A 17732-nucleotide genomic window follows, 5' to 3' on the forward strand; every position below is an offset into this window, starting at 1 on the left:
TAATTTAAAATTTATGTTTTTGGTTAATAGTGTGGTTATATATTATATTAGGAGTTATTAATAGCTCAAACCCTAATTCTGGGGTCAAGCCATCCATAGATAATATCGACAAATATATTGATTAGTATAAACATAGTAGCAATGACCAATACGGCTCCCATTATTACAGGAAGATCCAATGTGTTTAGAGCATCTACAATCTCTTTACCTAATCCGTTCCACCCAAATATATATTCTACAAATACTGCTCCGGCGAGCATAGATGCAAACCATCCCGAAATTGCAGTAACAACTGGGTTTAATGAGTTTTTTAATGCATGCTTTCTTATCACCTGAAACATCGAAAGTCCTTTTGCCTTTGCCGTTCGAATATAATCCTGCCCCATCACCTCGAGTAATGAATTACGCATGAGTTGAGAAACAACAGCAAGTGGTCGAATCCCCAATACTATTGCAGGAAGAATTAGGTTTTTCCATTGGATATAACTCCCTTCACCAAAATCATCTACTTCATATAAACTACCTGTCATATTTAAATTGGTAAATTCTTGTAACACATATCCAAACAACCAGGCAAAAATAATTGCACTAAAAAAAGAAGGAACACTCATTCCTAAAGTACTTAACAACTGAATCATTTTATCTGGCCACTGATCTTTGGTCAAGGCACCTATAATTCCCAATAAAACCCCAATAATAATGGCAATACATATAGCAGAGATTGCCAAGACCGCTGTATTAGGTAACGTTTCTTTAATTACCTCACTTACTTTTTTACCACTTTTTTGAAAAGATTCTCTTAAATATGGAAATTTAAGTATTGTAGCAACATCACCTATCTTAAATAACTGGTTTCCGTTATACTTTTTAGTGTCGAAATATGAAAAATCATCAGGGTTTATACTGTGAAATGATATAGGCGAAAGATCATTTATATAATATAAATATTGCTTTGATAATGGTTTATCAAAACCGTATTTCTTCCTCACATTTTTTAGCTGTTCTTCGGTCTCATTTTGCCCGAGCATCATCTGAGCAGGATCACCGGGAAGAATTGTAAATAATAAAAAAATAACAGTCACCACTCCCAATAAAGTAAGCAAAGCATATCCTATTTTACTAATGAGATAACCGCCCATTATTGATTAGAGTTTTCTTTAATTTTTTTTACCTCTTCTAGTGTATATATTTTGTAAGGAACACCAAAGAGACGTTCGCTATATTCTTCTATGGTTTCGGTAAAACCAACTTCTTTTCTTCTTTCATTTACAGATTCTGGATCTTTAATCGGCCATATCAAAGAAATTGGTGTTTTGCTGTTAGAGTTTAATCTCGTGCCTTGCGTACCATAAATCTGTTCTAATCCTTGTTGCATTAGATGTCTATCTTCCATCATTGCTACCGATGCCATATCCAGCTCTCCTTTTTCTCCAGCTTCTTTTATAAGAGGCAAATATGCTCCTATCTTATCTGAATGCTGAATTACTAACCAAGCCGCTATATGTGTCCCTTCGCCAACCAAAGTTTTACCAGGATACCCATACTTTTTAAAAACTTCTTCTATAAATATTGTATTGGTACTATCTATTATTTTTTGTTTTTCCCAGGAAATTTCTCCAGAACTTCTTCCGTCCTGATCCAGCTTCATAATACTATCTAACTGTGCTTTTAATAACACATTAATCTTTGGTTTTGAAGGTTCTACTTTTTCCAGGTTAAGTTCCTCTGCATCATTCCAGTGTAACTTTTTTACTATAGTTCCTTTTTTAAGTTTTACAATCCCCGGGTTAGATCGCAATATAGTTTTTAAGGCTGTTTCGTCTGTAGTATAAAAATCAAAATCAAGATCATGTTGTTGTTGTACCTGCGCTATATCTTTTGGTGTAGAAGCTGTAAGACCTATCACATCATATCCTTGAGATATAGCTTTATTGGTTATTTCTTTAACTGCATAAAAGCCTTCTGCTTCACTTTTAGATAAGTTATACGCTACTATTAATATCAGATTTTCTCTTTCGAGAAATTCTGCTGTATAATCTACATCATTCTTTTCTATTGCAAAGTCATGAATTGGAGGTTCATATCCTTCATCTACTGTTTTGGTTTCAACTTCGATAAATTTACCATCTACTTTGGGGTAATCTCCACTTGTAGTAATAATTTTCTCCTCTCCGTTAACATTAAATTTCCAGTGATAAGCAAACTCTGCTTTTGGAGCTCCTTCTGGTACTTCCATCCCTTCCTGAATATTAACTCCTTCTTTATATGCTCTAAAATCAAAAGCTGGTAAATGCATTAAAACATAATACGCAAAGGCCAAACAAGCCGTAAAAGTTGCAAAAACAATCCATTTATGTGTTGCAAGAGGTTTAATTGGTGTTATATACTTTCTTCCAAAGAACAATATCAATATTAAAATCAGTAAAATCACATCTTTGGTAAAGGATTCCCAGGGAGTTAACGGTAATGCATCACCAAAACATCCGCAATCTGTAACCTTATTAAAATATGCCGAATAAAAGGTAAGAAACGTAAAAAAGGCTATCATTAATAACAATGACCATACTGTAAACTTTGGCAAGTACCCCAATAACAATGTAATACCTAATACGATTTCAAAAATCACCAAAAAAATCGCTATTAATAAAGCAAAGGGAATTAAAAATTCTAGGTTCAGTACGCCTTCACCAAAATACTCCTGAAGCTTATATGAAAACCCAACAGGGTCATTAAGCTTTATAAACCCTGAAAACAGAAAAAGTGCTGCTACAAATATTCTTGAGAAAGAAACCAATATTTTCATCTACGTATATTTTATTTTTTCAAAAAGCCGATATAGAACTAAAGTAACATCTATTTTGATTACCTATTCTTTATATGCTGACCATAATATTTTAGTATAATTTGCACAAGATAATATGATTAATTCTTGTTCCTTTTAGTTTAACAGTATTTTATATATCTATTTATTTGCCTCGCCTAAATGAATCATAGCAAATACTGCATAATTAATCATATCCTGGTAATTTGCATCGATACCTTCGCTTACCAACGTTTTTCCTTTATTATCCTCTATCTGTTTTACTCTAAGTAATTTCTGAATAATAAGATCTGTAAGAGAACTCACTCGTAAATCACGCCAGGCTTCTCCATAATCATGATTTTTATTCATCATTAATTCTTTGGTAATCCTAATATGTTTATCATACAACGTAACTGCCTCTTCTGAAGACAAATCGGGTTGTTCTGCAACTCCTTTCTCTAGTTGTATCAAAGCCATTAAACAATAATTAATAATCCCTATAAATTCTGAAACTTCACCTTCATTTACCTTACGTACTTCATTTTCCTGAAGGCTTCTAATGCGTTGTGCTTTAATAAAAATCTGATCGGTTAAGGATGGTAATCTTAGAATTCTCCACGCACTGCCATAATCTATCATCTTTTGATTAAATAGATCTCGACAATTACTAATTATGGTATCATATTGTGTGGATGTATCTTGCATAAAACTGTTGAATTTTGCGTAAATTTCGCTTTAATATGGGAATTAAAAAAATCATATCTAAAGTTTAAAAGTAAAAAACACGAAATGTGACCTCACAATTTTATAAATTCCAACCAAAATATAGGCTTGCCCCTTAAAACAATAATCATAACAAATGAAATCTCAAAAATGACAATAAATTGTAAAGGCTCATTAATCGATTTATCTACTCCAAAAATAATGGGTATTCTTAACCTAACTCCTGATTCTTTTTATGATGGAGGGAAATATAAAAATGAAAACGAGATATTAAAACAAACAGAACAAATGCTTATCGAAGGTGCTTCTTTTATTGATTTAGGTGCCTATTCTTCAAGACCAGAAGCAGATCATATTTCTATTGAAGAAGAAGAAAAAAGAATCCTACCTATAGTATCATTGTTGCTTAATGAATTTCCTGAAATCTTATTATCTATTGATACATTTAGAAGTGAAATTGCAAAAGCATGTATTGAAGCCGGAGCCGCATTAATTAATGATATTTCTGCCGGAAACTTGGATAAAAACATGATCCCAACAGTTGGTATATTAGGAGTTCCATACATCATGATGCACATGAAAGGAACTCCTCAAACCATGAAATCATTAAATCAATATGATAATCTAATTCATGAAATGAATATATATTTTGCAGAAAAAATTGCAGAAGCAAAAAAATATGGTGTGAATGATATGATTATTGATCCTGGGTTTGGTTTTGCTAAAGATATCTATCAAAATTTCGATCTTTTAAAAAACTTAAAACTCTTAGAGGTACATAATTTACCTATACTAGCTGGAGTTTCTCGAAAATCAATGATATACAAAACACTAAATAGTACTCCGCAAGAAGCACTAAATGGCACTACATCTCTTAATACTATTGCCTTGCTTAACGGGGCCTCTATCTTAAGAGTACATGATGTTAAAGAAGCTGTAGAGTGTGTTCATCTGGTAAGTGCTTATTCTAATTAAAAACTACCTACAAATGAATCTAACTCATCATTATTTTGAATACGCTGTTTTATACAGCTTTTCAAAACAAGGTTTCACTAATTTTTCTATTTTTACAAAAACACCAGACATTTGGACTTAATAAACCTAAGAATATTAGATATACTTGATATTGTACTTGTTGCCTTATTATTGTACTATATTTATAAGTTAGTTAAAGGTACTGCTGCTATCAATATTTTTATAGGAATAGTTATGATTTATCTGGTATGGAAACTTACACAATTCCTTGCCATGGAAATGTTGAGTAGCGTTTTGGGTGAATTTATTGGTGTTGGAATGTTTGCCCTAATTGTAGTTTTTCAACAAGAAATACGAAAATTCCTTTTAATGATTGGTTCTACTAATTTTGGAAGAAGGCGTAAATTTCTCAGGCAATTAAAATTTATTAGAGATGCACCCGAAGATAGTGTTACCAATGTTACCGCTATCGTAACTGCTTGTAGTGAAATGGCAAAAACTCATACCGGAGCACTTATTGTTATTAAAAGAAATACATCTCTGGATTTTGTTAAAACATCGGGAGATGCTATGGATGTTCTTGTAAATACTCCCATAATCGAAAGTATTTTTTATAAAAACAGCCCTCTTCATGATGGAGCCATGATTATAGAAGATAATAGTATAGTAGCCACCCGAGTCATTTTACCAGTTACCAATGATAATAACATGCCTTTACGTTTTGGACTAAGACATCGTGCTGCTGTAGGTATTAGTGAAAAAACTGATGCTTTAGCTCTAGTGGTAAGTGAAGAGACTGGCAAATTATCATATATCAAAAATGGGGAATTTGTGATATTTAAAACAGAAGAAGAGTTAATAGAAAAAATAAAAAGGGATTTAGTTTAATGAATAATTTAATTACTATTACCAATTGCAAAAATTGTGGGCAACAAATTGAAAGTCATAATTTTTGTCCCGATTGCGGTGCAAAAAAGATTACAAAACGAATTACTTTTAAAAATCTGATTTCAGAATTTGTCGATCGTTTTCTTAATTTGGATAATTCATTTATTAAAACATTTATTCATTTATTCACAAAACCAGAGGAAGTAATCGATGGCTATATCCATGGACTTAGAAAGCGATATGTAAATGCTTTTGGATATTTTGCTATTACCATAACGATTACAGGAGTTTATTCTTTTATAGTAAAAGATAGATTAAAAGAAATTATGCAGTTTGGGGATAATTTCACTGCACAACAAGCTGAAATACAAAGTTCGATATTTGACACCACTACCCAATACCAGTCTATGCTAAGTTTTTTAATGATTCCTTTACTAGCTTTATTGTCTCGACTGGTTTTTTTGAATTATAAAAAATATAATTTAACAGAGCATTTTGTAATCTACCTATATGGTTACTCCCATATTGTAGGGATTATGACCCTCGTTTTACTACCGTTAACATTTATGGTAGATAGTTTTATGATTGTAGGTTTAGTACAGTTCCCGGTATATATACTTTATATGGCTTATGTTTTAAAGAGGCTTTATCAAATTAGCATAAAGAAAATCCTGATCAAAACACTACTATTTCTTATTTATGGAGGAGTACTTTATTTTATTGTTGCAATAGTAGTTGTTGCACTAATGATGATATCAGGAGCCATAGAAATCCCTACCAAATAAGAACAACAAACCACTTATTCGGTTACATCTGCAAATTGTACTTCGTATAAATTTCTGTAATATCCATTTTCGATTTGGAGCAACTCATTATGATTACCTTGTTCTACAATTTTACCCTGATCCATTACAATAATTTTATCTGCTTTTTTAATGGTCGCTAATCGATGGGCAATAACAATAGAAGTTCTTCCTTTGGTAATCTTGTTTGTTGCGTTCTGAATCAACTGTTCACTATGTGAATCTATCGATGATGTAGCTTCATCTAGCACTAAAATACCCGGATTAGTAACATATGCTCTTAAAAAAGAAATAAGCTGCCTTTGTCCCGAAGAAAGCATAGCTCCTCTTTCTTTTACATTATAATGGTATCCATCTGGAAGACTCATAATAAAATCATGAATTCCTATCTCTTTTGCAGCTTGATATACTTGTTCTTCGAGAATCTCTTCATTATTTAAAGTAATATTATTAAGAATCGTATCTGCAAATAAAAACACATCCTGAAGCACTACTGCAATATGACTACGCAATGATTTTAACTCAATAGTTTTAATATCGATATCATCGATAGAAATCACTCCGCCATCTATTTCATAAAATCTGCTAAGCAAATTAATAATGGTAGATTTTCCCGCTCCTGTTGCTCCTACTATTGCTACAGTCTCCCCTACTTCAACATTAAAAGAGATTCCTTTTAATACTTCTTCATTTTCGATATAACTAAATCGTACATCATCAAATGTAATTTTACCTTTTATCTTTTCTAATAACTGTACACCACTATTCTCAATTTTAGAATCTGTATCCAAAATGGCAAACACACGATTAGCAGCTACCATTCCCATCTGTAGTGTATTGAATTTATCGGCTATCTGCCGTAAGGGTCTAAATAAAATTTGAGAGAGTTGGATAAATGCAATAACCAATCCCAGAGTGATTTCATCTCCTTGTGCAGCTTTTAATCCTCCAAACCAAACAATTAACCCTATGGTTATAGAGCTGGACATCTCTGCAATAGGAAAAAATATAGAGTTATACCAAACAGTTTTTATCCAACCTTTTTTATGTTTTTCATTAATTTCTTTAAAATTAGAATATTCAATTTCTTCTCTTGTAAACAATTGAACGATCTTCATTCCGGTAATTCGTTCCTGTACAAATGAATTAAGATTAGAAACCTGGGTTCTTACTTCCTCAAAAGCTACTTTCATCTTTTGCTGAAAAATTCGCGTAGCATACACAACCAAAGGCAATACAACAAATACCAGTAATGCAAGTTGCCAACTCTGGTAGAGCATATAACATAAGATTGCTAGCATTTTTAACAAATCACTTATAATCATAAACAATCCCTGGCTAAAAATACTGGCTATAGTTTCGATATCACTTACAGCCCGAGTCACCAATCTACCTACAGCAGACTGATCATAATATTGTTTTTTAAAACCAAGCATATGCTCAAACAATTTGACTCTAATATCCCTAATTACTTCTTGCCCTAACCAGTTAGCAAAGTAGATAAACAAGAATTGAGTGATCACATCCAGAAACAAAACTCCAAGCATTAGGCAAATAAAATAAACCAATAGTTCACCATCTTTAGGAATAATAGTTCTGTCTATTGTCTCTCTAAGTAAATAAGGATTAATAATAGACAAGATAGCCAATAAAATAGCCGAAAAACCTACAAAATAAAAAGTCAGTCGATAAGGATTAGTATATGTAATCAACCGTCTGAAAAGTTTAAAATCAAAAGCTTTACCACTCTTTTCTGCCATCTATATTGTATATATATTATTAGGGTATTCTACAGCTGTTAAGTAAAGCCCATGAGCAGGAACCGAATATCCGGCCTGACTCCGATCTTCACTTTTAATAATAGCTATTAAATCCTCATTATTTAATTTATGTTCTCCAATCTCGATAAGTGTCCCCACAATTGCTCTAACCATATTTCTAAGAAAACGATTGGCCGAAATCTTAAAAACTAATTGATTACCATGATTTTCCCAGGTCGCATTTGTGATTGTACAATTATACGTTTTTACATCGGTTTTGGACTTACTAAAGCATTTAAAATTAGTATAGTTTAACAGTAATTTAGCAGCTTCATTCATTAAATCCACATCCAATGGTTTTTTCAAATAATAAGATTTATGAATACCAAAAGGATCTTTTATTAATGAAACATGATACTCATACGACCTACTTACTGCATCAAACCTGGCATGAGCATTTTGGTGCACACGACATACACTCTGGATTGCAATTTCTGCCGGTAAAATTGCATTAAGTTTATATTTAAATTGATCTGTATCTAATATATCTCCATAATCAAAATGAGCCATAATTTGTTTTGCATGAACACCAGTATCTGTTCTTCCTGCTCCAACCACATCAATTTTATCACGTAAAATAGTAGATAACGAATTCTCAAGAACTTCCTGCACAGAAATTGCATTAGGTTGTCGTTGCCATCCATGATATGGAGTTCCGTTATATGAAAGTTCTAAAAAATATTTCATTTTACTCGCATCTATTATTTTCAATACAATTTCTTTACTTAGATTCTGTAGCTTATTTCAACAATATTATATTTTTGTATAAAAACTAAGCGCAAATATACTTTATAAAACAGAGATAGGGCTTATGGTTTAGTTCCTGTTTTTCTATTGTGCAATAACTCAATTTTATTATTCGATTTTGAAAAAAATACTTCTACTTAGCGACACCCATAGTTATATCGATTCTCGCATATTGCATTATGTTGATGAAGCCGACGAAATTTGGCATGCCGGAGATATCGGTGATCTTAAAGTAACCGATGCTATCGAAGCTTTAAAACCTCTTAGGGCCGTATACGGAAATATCGATGATGATAAAGCCCGGACTACCTATCCCTTACACCAAAGATTTAATTGCGAAGGAGTCTCTGTATGGATCACTCACATAGGAGGGTATCCCCCAAAATACAATATAAACACTCGAGATGAGATTAAATCAAACCCTCCTCAATTATTTATCTGTGGTCATTCACATATTCTAAAAGTAATACCCGATAAAAAAAATGGGGTATTACATATGAATCCCGGCGCAGCAGGCAAACATGGGTTTCACAAAGTAAGAACAATGCTTAGGTTTACACTAGATTCTGGTAATATCGAAAACCTGGAAGTAATCGAATTAGGAAAAAAATAAAACCCGGAGTTGGCATACTCCGGGTTTTAACGCACTAATACTACTAAGATTTTAGGTTTATCGTAATCGGTCTACAGATTTTACAAGATTCTCATCCTTCTTAATAGCCTTATTGGCCATTACTAATAAAACGATAGAAATAACAGGAATGATCATCCCAATACCTTTCTCTGAAACCTGAGTTTCTCCAGATACCGTTAGTGACCAATAAACAAATACTCCTAGTAAAATAAAGTTTAATAAGATATTGATACGCCCCAATACAAATTGAAGCTTTCTATTTTTAAATAAAAAAATCGAAATCAGAGATAAAATCGCTGATCCCAAAAACATTCCTAAAAGAAATAATTCTCCTTTAGCATAAAGTGCTACATCATTAGCATCTATCCCGTAAGGTAAATACATACAAAGCCCTCCAGAAACTGCAGCAGCTAATAAAAGGTATATGGTTTGAATTCGTTGTAACATTATTTTTTTTCCTTAGAGAAAAGCAAAAATAAGAGTTTCTTTTTATAAATATGTGTAAAAAATTAAAAATAAAGTCGTATACTTGCAGCACAAAACCTGTAACCTTCTCAACTAAGGTTACTTACCTTCGAAAATAAAATTTTCCTAGATTTCTTCTTTAGAAAATTTATACCTAAAACGTAAAATTATATAACAAATATAAATGTTAGAGATTTCCGAATTAAAAGCAAAAAAGCTTCCTGAATTGCAAGAAATTGCAAAAAACCTTAATGTACCTAAGTTTCGTACCTTAAAAAAATTAGATTTAGTATATCAAATACTAGATTATCAAGCCACAAATCCTAATAAGGTAAAGCAAGTCGTAGCTGAGGATATTTCAGAAAAAACAGATTCTGAAAAACCCAAACCCAATGCTCGCCAAAGAAGGCCCCGTGCTCGCAAACCAGACGGACCTACAAATCCTGCCAAAAAAGACAACAAAGCTCCTAAAGAACAAAAAAGCGAAGTGACCAAACCGCTTCCTTCAGAGGAAACTGTTTCTAAAGAGAAAGAAAACACCGATAAAAAAAACAAACCTCACCAAAATAGAGACGATAAAAAGGACAATCGAAACAGAGGTAATGATAAGTCTCAACAAAATAAATCTCGAAGTAACAATCCTAATAACGCTAATAAAAAGGAGAACGGAAATCGAGACAATAGAAATCGATATAAAGAACCAGATTTTGAGTTTGATGCTATAATCGAAAGTGAAGGCGTATTAGACATTATGCAAGATGGATATGGCTTTTTAAGATCTAGTGACTACAACTATCTTTCTTCTCCAGATGATATCTATGTATCACAATCGCAAATCAGACTTTTCGGACTTAAAACAGGTGATACTGTATTAGGGCAAGTAAGACCTCCTAAAGAAGGTGAAAAATATTTCCCTCTTATTAAGGTAAATAAAATCAACGGTCTTGATCCGCAAGTAGTTCGCGATAGAGTTTCTTTTGAGCATTTGACTCCCCTATTTCCGCAAGAAAAATTTAATATTGCAGAAAGACAAAGTACAATCTCTACCAGGATAATGGATTTGTTTGCTCCTATCGGAAAAGGACAACGTGGTATGATAGTATCACAACCTAAAACAGGTAAGACCATGCTACTTAAGGATGTTGCTAATGCTATTGCAGCAAATCATCCCGAAGTATACCAAATGATCCTTCTTATAGATGAAAGACCTGAAGAAGTTACAGATATGCAGCGTAATGTAAAAGGAGAAGTAATTGCTTCTACCTTTGACAAAGAAGCTAACGAGCATGTAAAAGTAGCTAACATCGTATTGGAAAAAGCAAAAAGATTAGTCGAATGTGGTCACGATGTAGTCATTCTATTAGATTCAATCACAAGACTAGCCAGAGCATACAACACAGTACAACCTGCTAGTGGAAAAATATTAAGTGGTGGTGTAGATGCTAATGCTTTACACAAACCAAAACGTTTCTTTGGTGCTGCACGTAACATAGAAAATGGAGGTTCATTAACTATTATCGCAACAGCATTAACAGAAACAGGTTCTAAAATGGATGAAGTAATCTTTGAAGAATTCAAAGGAACTGGTAACATGGAACTACAATTAGATCGTAAAATCTCTAATCGTAGAATTTTCCCTGCTATTGACCTTACATCTTCTAGTACTCGTCGAGATGACATTCTATTAGACGAAACTACTATTCAAAGAATGTGGGTAATGCGAAAATATCTTGCAGATATGAACCCAGTAGAAGCAATGGAATTTATTAATGAACGTTTTAAGCAAACAAGAAATAATGACGAGTTCCTTATTTCTATGAACGGATAACAATACATTTATAATAAATATCGAAGGCGGCTATCAATATTAATTGATAGCCGCCTTTGCATTATCATATTATTTTATCACTTTTAATAAATAAACTGAAAGTTTTCTAAGAAGAAATTGACCAAGTGTTAAAACTTAATATATCATGAAAAATATACTATATATAATATGGAGTGCTGTTTTATTATTCTCGAGCTGTCAAAGTAATAGTCAATCAGTTAATAATAAAAAAGAAGTCACAAAAAACGAAAACATCACAGCAGTGAGAGTTAAACCTGTCGACGGTATAGAAAGAGCTTATTTTGCCAGTGGATGTTTTTGGTGTGTCGAAGCTATTTACGAAAGCGTAAAAGGCGTTAAAGAATCTATCTCTGGTTACTCAGGAGGCCATACCAAAAACCCAACATACCAATCAAGTAATACTGGGCGAACAGGACATGCCGAAGCTGTAGAAATCATTTATGACCCAAAAATTGTTTCTTTCTCAACTTTGGTAGATGTATATTTTGGATCACAAAATCCAACTCAAGTTAATGGACAAGGCCCAGATCATGGCTCACAATACAGATCGATTATCTTTTACCAAAACGAAGAGCAGAAAAAAATAATTGAAGACAAGAAAGAAGCATTAGGTAAAAAACTAAACCGAAGAATCGCAGCAGAAGTGTTGCCATTTCAAAAATTCTGGGAAGGAGAAGCTTATCATCAGGATTATGAAAAAAGAAATCCAGGCAACCCCTACATACGTAATATATCTGTTCCCAGATTAAAAAGATTTCAAGCAAAATTCCCTAATCTTATTAAAGAAAAACATTAAAATTTGTTCACATATGAATCTAAGTATAGGGTTTGACATTATAATTAAAGCGCGCAAACCCCTTGTTAAACCTATGTTAAAACAGGATAGAGCCTTGTACTTATCAAATTAAACATTTTTCACATTTACATATATCTATAACACATGACTTACAAAACCGACAATGCTATCTAAAAATCACAATTAAATCGGTTGTATTGTCAAAAAAAATCGTTGAAAAACACAAAATGATGGAAATAAATTGTTATTTTTATTGAAATAAAATGAAAACAAGTTGTGTTTTTCATATTAAAACATTACTTTTGAGTCTGATTTAATGGTTTTCTTTTCAGTATTTTAATCGAAAGTATTGAAGTTTTGCTAGAGCAAAAACACATTAACTTATTGAAAAACAAATCATTACAGATCAAATTGTTCTTTAAAAAATTGTAATTCTTTTAATGTTTATTAGATTGTATTAAAAGAAGAAATTAGAGCTAAAATATTTTTGGCACCTTTTTTGAAGATCGATTTTTGACGGTAAATTATGTTTTTTTATAAATTTTTAATTAAAGAAATAGTAATATTAAATTTGAATTATAACCCAATCTACTTAAAACAAGCGATATGAAGTCTATTTTTACATTTATTCTGCTTTTGGTGATTACTTTCTCGTCTGCTCATGCTCAGGATGGGCAATACTTAATGTCTTCTAATAAATTAGAAGTTCGAAGTGGTCCAGGCCTACAATTTAATACCATCGCCGAGGTTCCTCAAGGAACTCAGGTGTATGTAATGAGCTCTAATTACGGAGAATGGAGTGCAATACAGTTCAAGAAAATGAACGGATTTGTACTTAGTAAGCTATTAACCGAGGATAGCCGAATTGCAGATGCAGAAAGAGCTGCTCAAGAAGCAGCAGCAAAAAGAGAAGCTGCAAAACAAGCAGCAGCACGAGCAATTGCACAGGCAGAAGCTGCCAAAAAAGCTGCAGAAGAAGCAGCAAGAAAAGCAATTGCTGACGCAGAACGTCTAAAAAGAGAAGCAGAAGCAGCTGCAGCAAAAGCTATTGCAGATGCAGAAGCAGCAAAACGATCAAAAGATGTTGCTGCACAACGAGCTCTTGCAGACACAGAAGAAACAAGAAAAGCGGTAGAAGAAGCTAACAGAAGAGCTGCAAGAGGTTCGAATGTAGCCTCTAATCCTATCGAATCTACAACACCATCTTATGGTTCTAGTTCGAATACGAGCTCTCCTAAAGCTGCTTCTATAGAAGTATCTAGAGAAGATAAATACTCTAGCTGGGAGAAAAAGACATATAAGTCTGGTGCAACTCCAAAATCATTTAACTTTAAAGGTAAGTTTGATTATAAGTTAGATAACTACCTAAAAATTAAAGTAGGAAAAAATACAGAAGTTGTTATTAAGATGTACAAAATGGGTAAAACCAAAGCTGATGACCAGTTAGTACGTATAACGTATATCAACTCTAATGCTACTCAGTTTATAAGAAACATTCCAGAAGGAGAATACTACCTTAAAATTGCATATGGTAAGGAATGGAAAGAAACTACTAAGAATGGTAAAAAATTCGGAACTTTTACTAAGAATGCATTATATGAGCATAGTCAGCAAATCTTAGATTTTAACACTGTTAAAACTTCTAAAGGTATCAACGTTCCTTCTTATAATTTAGCATTAGATCTTCTTCCTAGTGGAGGTGGATATAGCACTGGTAGTGCTGATGACAACATCTCTGCAGAGAAATTTAACGCAAACTAAGAATACGATTACATACATTTTATAATCACCAAAATATAAATGTAACATATATAATAAACGCCAGGACTTTATGAGTTCTGGCGTTTATATATAAATACGATAAGGATTTTTTTTCAGAAGGAAATTCTTACATACCTAAAAAGCCAGTACATATGATCATATGTACTGGCTTTTTAGGTACTAATTATGTATTATATTAGATTAAAATATTTAAGTGATTAAAAGCATTAAAATTGAAGATTTCAAACATAGTATAGAAAAACCACATCGATATCAAGCTTTTTTAATACAGAATCTAGTCCTTCTTAACACTCTTTATAATTGTCATGCTGGATATCTATTTTCTCAGAGATCATAACAAATCAAAATTATTTGTTATTCTGGTGTCTTTCTCTTGCTAATAATGTGTTTTTAAGCAACATCGCTATTGTCATTGGCCCTACTCCCCCAGGAACGGGAGTAATAAAAGATGCTTTTTTACTTACATTTTCAAAATCTACATCCCCAACAATCCTATATCCTTTTGGGCTGGATTCATCAGAAACTCTTGTAATTCCAACATCAATAACAACCGCATTTTCTTTCACCATCTCAGCTTTCAAAAAATTAGGAACTCCCAAAGCAGAAATAACAATATCTGCCTGAGCAATGATTTGCTCAATATTTTTGGTATGACTATGGGTTAATGTTACTGTAGAATTACCAGGAGAACCTTTTCTTCCCATTAAGATACTAATTGGTCTACCCACAATATGACTTCGACCAATTACTACAGTATGTTTTCCTTTAGTTTCTACATTGTAGCGTTCTAATAATTCTAAAATACCAAACGGAGTAGCAGAAATAAAAGCTGGCATCTCTAGCGCCATTCTTCCAAAATTCATGGGATGAAAACCATCTACATCCTTATCAGGGTGTACCGCTAAAAGTATCTTTTGTTCATCAATCTGAGGAGGTAATGGCAATTGCACTATAAAACCATCGATATCATCATCTTCATTAAGCTCTTTAATCTTAGCTAACAGTTCTATTTCACTGGTAGTATCTGGCATCTTTACCAAAGTAGATTCAAAACCTATTCGTTCACAGGCTTTAACTTTACTACCCACATAGGTTAAACTAGCACCATCATTACCCACCAAAACTGCTGCAAGATGTGGCACTTTTTCACCACGTTCTTTCATTTTCTGAACCTCAACAGCTATTTCATCTTTAATATCGTTGCTTACTTTTTTTCCATCTAATATTTCCATGTACCTAAATTACCTGTTATTCCCCAAAAAATTATAATTATTTCATTTTACCCATCATCTGCATCATTCGTTTTCCTCCGCCACCTTGCATCATCTTCATCATCTTACTCATTTGATCAAATTGCTTTAACAACTGATTTACTTGTTGTATCGATGTTCCCGAACCTTTACCAATACGTTTCTTTCTGCTAGAATTTATAATTTGTGGTTTTGATCGTTCTTCTGGTGTCATAGAATGTATAATCGCTTCAATATGTCTAAACGCATCATCATCGATATCCATATTTTTCATCATTTTCCCCGCTCCAGGGATCATTCCGATCAAATCCTTCATATTACCCATTTTCTTAATCTGCTGAATTTGTTTTAAGAAATCATCAAATCCGAACTGATTTTTGGCAATTTTCTTTTGTAATTTTCTTGCCTCTTCTTCGTCAAACTGTTCTTGAGCACGCTCTACCAGAGATACTACATCTCCCATCCCCAAAATACGATCTGCCATACGAGAAGGATAGAACACATCGATGGCTTCCATTTTCTCCCCGGTACCAATAAATTTAATAGGTTTATCAACAACCGATTTTATAGATATTGCTGCTCCACCTCGGGTATCACCATCAAGCTTAGTTAGAATTACTCCATCAAAGTTAAGGACATCATTAAAAGCTTTTGCAGTATTAACTGCATCCTGCCCTGTCATAGAATCAACAACAAATAAGGTTTCATTAGGAGTAACGGCTTTATGAATATTTGCTATCTCGGTCATCATCACTTCGTCTACAGCCAAACGCCCTGCGGTATCAATAATAACCACATTAAATCCATTTGCTTCTGCATGTGCTACACCAGCTTTGGCAATAGCAACCGGATCATTATTGCCTCTATCACTAAAAACCTCTACGTTAATCTGCTCTCCAACTACGTGCAATTGATCTATCGCCGCAGGTCTATATACATCACAAGCAACAAGAAGTGGTTTTTTAGTTTTTTTAGTTGCAAGAAAATTAGCAAGTTTTCCCGAAAAAGTAGTTTTACCAGAACCTTGTAATCCTGACATCAAAATAACAGATGGTTTACCCGATAAATCAACCTCTACAACATCACCACCCATCAATTCTGTTAATTCATCCTTGACAAGTTTCACCATCAATTGCCCTGGCTTAAGGCTTTTTAAAACATTTTGGCCTAATGCTTTTTCTTTTACTGTTGAAGTAAATTCTTTAGCAATTTTATAATTTACATCGGCATCAACTAATGCTCTTCGCACTTCCTTAAGTGTCTCTGCAACATTTACTTCTGTTATCTGCCCATGACCTTTTAGAATATGTAAAGCTTTATCTAGCTTATCACTTAAATTATCAAACATATATTTTCTTGTATTTTGAAAACACTACCTTTATCGATAGATCGGTGCAAATTTAAGGATTTGAAGTGTATAAATAAAGGATGGAATTATAGAATTACAGAATCACAATCAAACAATACAGTATCACATGTAATTTTGTGTCGCCAAAGACAAGATTAGTATACGATTTCACACATTATTTTACCTTAAAAAACTAAAAATCATTTACATACTATGATTTGGTTTTAGATATTAGTTTTTAGAGATGTTTTACACCGCTATAACTTATTACTTCCTCTCCTCCAACGACTTTTGAAGCATTTTTTATAATTTCGAAGCCATTTTTCTGGAAAAACGAACGGGTTAACATATTAACTTGCGTAGTTAATGTTTTTATATTTGTTTCTTTTGCTATTTCTTCGATAGTACGATACAATTCACTAGCAATACCTCGCCCATGATAATTCATATGAACAAATATATACTCAATATTTCCTTTTGGGTCCATAGAAAAAGAACCAACAATTTCACCATTTAACTTGGCATTATAAATAAAGTCTTTACTAAATTTATTTTGCCAATATGCTTTGTTTATGGCCAATCGAGAGTAAATTTTAATTTCTGATTTTGTAAATACCATAGAACCATACGTAATAACCGTTTGATAAAACAAATGTTGCATCAACGGTAAATCCTGATCTGTTGCTCTTGATATTTGGCACTTCATCTTACTAAAATAAAAAAACAGATGATTTAATATAGTATTTACTATTGATTTTTATTTTATACTTTAGACAAAAGGAATAAAAAATCGATATCCTTCTCTTTTTAAAGCAAAAAATATCGATCCTAAAGTTTTACACCTATATC

Annotated in this window: 16 protein-coding genes; 7 read left to right on the forward strand and 9 right to left on the reverse strand. The window is 32.7% G+C overall.

Annotation, left to right across the window (positions count from 1 at the left end):
* Window positions 1–65: 65 nt before the first annotated feature.
* The 3 genes from NNL09_RS00860 to NNL09_RS00870 all read right to left on the reverse strand — a co-directional run bounded on the left by NNL09_RS00860 (window position 66) and on the right by NNL09_RS00870 (window position 3508).
* Window positions 66–1139 (reverse strand): ABC transporter permease, encoded by a 1074-nt coding sequence (locus NNL09_RS00860; protein WP_196910646.1) that lies wholly within the window; start codon window positions 1137–1139, stop codon window positions 66–68.
* Window positions 1139–2803, reverse strand: coding sequence for a BT_3928 family protein (locus tag NNL09_RS00865; protein WP_196910647.1), 1665 nt, complete (start codon window positions 2801–2803; stop codon window positions 1139–1141). Before NNL09_RS00865 ends, NNL09_RS00860 begins: the two co-directional genes overlap by 1 nt.
* A gap of 159 nt (window positions 2804–2962) precedes the next feature.
* A complete protein-coding gene (locus NNL09_RS00870; protein WP_025666488.1) occupies window positions 2963–3508 on the reverse strand; it encodes a DUF1599 domain-containing protein in 546 nt (181 codons plus the stop codon).
* A 168-nt stretch (window positions 3509–3676) separates the two neighbouring features.
* On the opposite strand from NNL09_RS00870, the gene folP reads away from it, so the two are divergent.
* From folP to NNL09_RS00885, 3 genes are all read left to right on the forward strand, one after another.
* Window positions 3677–4501 (forward strand): dihydropteroate synthase, encoded by an 825-nt coding sequence (folP, locus tag NNL09_RS00875; protein ID WP_025666487.1) that lies wholly within the window; start codon window positions 3677–3679, stop codon window positions 4499–4501.
* Between the two features lie 111 nt (window positions 4502–4612).
* The gene (locus NNL09_RS00880; protein ID WP_025666486.1) at window positions 4613–5389 is read left to right on the forward strand and encodes a diadenylate cyclase; all 777 of its coding nucleotides are present in this window, start codon (window positions 4613–4615) and stop codon (window positions 5387–5389) included.
* Window positions 5389–6174, forward strand: a complete 786-nt coding sequence (locus NNL09_RS00885) for a DUF3667 domain-containing protein (protein WP_025666485.1) — start codon at window positions 5389–5391, stop codon at window positions 6172–6174. Before NNL09_RS00880 ends, NNL09_RS00885 begins: the two co-directional genes overlap by 1 nt.
* A gap of 14 nt (window positions 6175–6188) precedes the next feature.
* On the opposite strand, the gene NNL09_RS00890 is transcribed toward NNL09_RS00885, so the two are convergent.
* Together NNL09_RS00890 and truA are read right to left on the reverse strand one after the other, a co-directional pair.
* Complete coding sequence (locus NNL09_RS00890) at window positions 6189–7952, reverse strand: ABC transporter ATP-binding protein (protein WP_196910648.1); 1764 nt, start codon at window positions 7950–7952, stop codon at window positions 6189–6191.
* Entirely contained in the window at window positions 7953–8699 is a 747-nt protein-coding gene (truA, locus tag NNL09_RS00895) for a tRNA pseudouridine(38-40) synthase TruA (protein WP_196910649.1), read from the reverse strand.
* 178 nt (window positions 8700–8877) lie between these two features.
* Between truA and NNL09_RS00900 the strand changes: the two genes are divergently transcribed.
* Entirely contained in the window at window positions 8878–9372 is a 495-nt protein-coding gene (locus NNL09_RS00900) for a metallophosphoesterase (protein ID WP_196910650.1), read from the forward strand.
* A 57-nt stretch (window positions 9373–9429) separates the two neighbouring features.
* On the opposite strand, the gene NNL09_RS00905 is transcribed toward NNL09_RS00900, so the two are convergent.
* A complete protein-coding gene (locus NNL09_RS00905) occupies window positions 9430–9840 on the reverse strand; it encodes a DUF4293 domain-containing protein (RefSeq protein WP_025666481.1) in 411 nt (136 codons plus the stop codon).
* A 202-nt stretch (window positions 9841–10042) separates the two neighbouring features.
* Here NNL09_RS00905 and rho point away from each other — a divergent pair, with 202 nt between their 5' ends.
* The 3 genes from rho to NNL09_RS00920 all read left to right on the forward strand — a co-directional run bounded on the left by rho (window position 10043) and on the right by NNL09_RS00920 (window position 14264).
* On the forward strand, window positions 10043–11686 hold the full coding sequence (gene rho, locus NNL09_RS00910) for a transcription termination factor Rho (RefSeq protein WP_025666480.1): 1644 nt from the start codon (window positions 10043–10045) through the stop codon (window positions 11684–11686).
* Window positions 11687–11831: 145 nt separating this feature from the next.
* Window positions 11832–12503 (forward strand): peptide-methionine (S)-S-oxide reductase MsrA, encoded by a 672-nt coding sequence (gene msrA, locus NNL09_RS00915; RefSeq protein WP_196910651.1) that lies wholly within the window; start codon window positions 11832–11834, stop codon window positions 12501–12503.
* 606 nt (window positions 12504–13109) lie between these two features.
* On the forward strand, window positions 13110–14264 hold the full coding sequence (locus NNL09_RS00920) for an SH3 domain-containing protein (RefSeq protein ID WP_196910652.1): 1155 nt from the start codon (window positions 13110–13112) through the stop codon (window positions 14262–14264).
* Window positions 14265–14632: 368 nt separating this feature from the next.
* Here NNL09_RS00920 and NNL09_RS00925 read toward each other — a convergent pair whose 3' ends face one another.
* From NNL09_RS00925 to NNL09_RS00935, 3 genes are all read right to left on the reverse strand, one after another.
* Window positions 14633–15517: a bifunctional 5,10-methylenetetrahydrofolate dehydrogenase/5,10-methenyltetrahydrofolate cyclohydrolase gene (locus NNL09_RS00925; protein ID WP_196910653.1), complete on the reverse strand. Its 885-nt coding sequence runs from the start codon at window positions 15515–15517 to the stop codon at window positions 14633–14635.
* Between the two features lie 37 nt (window positions 15518–15554).
* Entirely contained in the window at window positions 15555–16883 is a 1329-nt protein-coding gene (gene ffh, locus NNL09_RS00930) for a signal recognition particle protein (protein ID WP_074408983.1), read from the reverse strand.
* Window positions 16884–17121: 238 nt separating this feature from the next.
* A complete protein-coding gene (locus NNL09_RS00935; protein ID WP_025666475.1) occupies window positions 17122–17589 on the reverse strand; it encodes a GNAT family N-acetyltransferase in 468 nt (155 codons plus the stop codon).
* Between the last annotated feature and the right edge of the window lie 143 nt (window positions 17590–17732).

The sequence above is a fragment of the Aquimarina sp. EL_43 genome (assembly GCF_943422735.1).
GTDB lineage: Bacteria > Bacteroidota > Bacteroidia > Flavobacteriales > Flavobacteriaceae > Aquimarina > Aquimarina megaterium.

What these genes read in the sequence shown, in the direction of transcription:
- rho (WP_025666480.1), top strand. Translation starts at nt 10,043, where the DNA reads ATGTTAGAGATTTCCGAATTAAAAGCAAAAAAGCTTCCTGAATTGCAA.
- msrA (WP_196910651.1), top strand. Translation starts at nt 11,832, where the DNA reads ATGAAAAATATACTATATATAATATGGAGTGCTGTTTTATTATTCTCG.
- NNL09_RS00885 (WP_025666485.1), top strand. Translation starts at nt 5,389, where the DNA reads ATGAATAATTTAATTACTATTACCAATTGCAAAAATTGTGGGCAACAA.
- folP (WP_025666487.1), top strand. Translation starts at nt 3,677, where the DNA reads ATGACAATAAATTGTAAAGGCTCATTAATCGATTTATCTACTCCAAAA.
- NNL09_RS00860 (WP_196910646.1), bottom strand. Translation starts at nt 1,139, where the DNA reads ATGGGCGGTTATCTCATTAGTAAAATAGGATATGCTTTGCTTACTTTA.
- truA (WP_196910649.1), bottom strand. Translation starts at nt 8,699, where the DNA reads ATGAAATATTTTTTAGAACTTTCATATAACGGAACTCCATATCATGGA.
- ffh (WP_074408983.1), bottom strand. Translation starts at nt 16,883, where the DNA reads ATGTTTGATAATTTAAGTGATAAGCTAGATAAAGCTTTACATATTCTA.
- NNL09_RS00925 (WP_196910653.1), bottom strand. Translation starts at nt 15,517, where the DNA reads ATGGAAATATTAGATGGAAAAAAAGTAAGCAACGATATTAAAGATGAA.
- NNL09_RS00920 (WP_196910652.1), top strand. Translation starts at nt 13,110, where the DNA reads ATGAAGTCTATTTTTACATTTATTCTGCTTTTGGTGATTACTTTCTCG.
- NNL09_RS00935 (WP_025666475.1), bottom strand. Translation starts at nt 17,589, where the DNA reads ATGAAGTGCCAAATATCAAGAGCAACAGATCAGGATTTACCGTTGATG.
- NNL09_RS00905 (WP_025666481.1), bottom strand. Translation starts at nt 9,840, where the DNA reads ATGTTACAACGAATTCAAACCATATACCTTTTATTAGCTGCTGCAGTT.
- NNL09_RS00865 (WP_196910647.1), bottom strand. Translation starts at nt 2,803, where the DNA reads ATGAAAATATTGGTTTCTTTCTCAAGAATATTTGTAGCAGCACTTTTT.
- NNL09_RS00870 (WP_025666488.1), bottom strand. Translation starts at nt 3,508, where the DNA reads ATGCAAGATACATCCACACAATATGATACCATAATTAGTAATTGTCGA.
- NNL09_RS00890 (WP_196910648.1), bottom strand. Translation starts at nt 7,952, where the DNA reads ATGGCAGAAAAGAGTGGTAAAGCTTTTGATTTTAAACTTTTCAGACGG.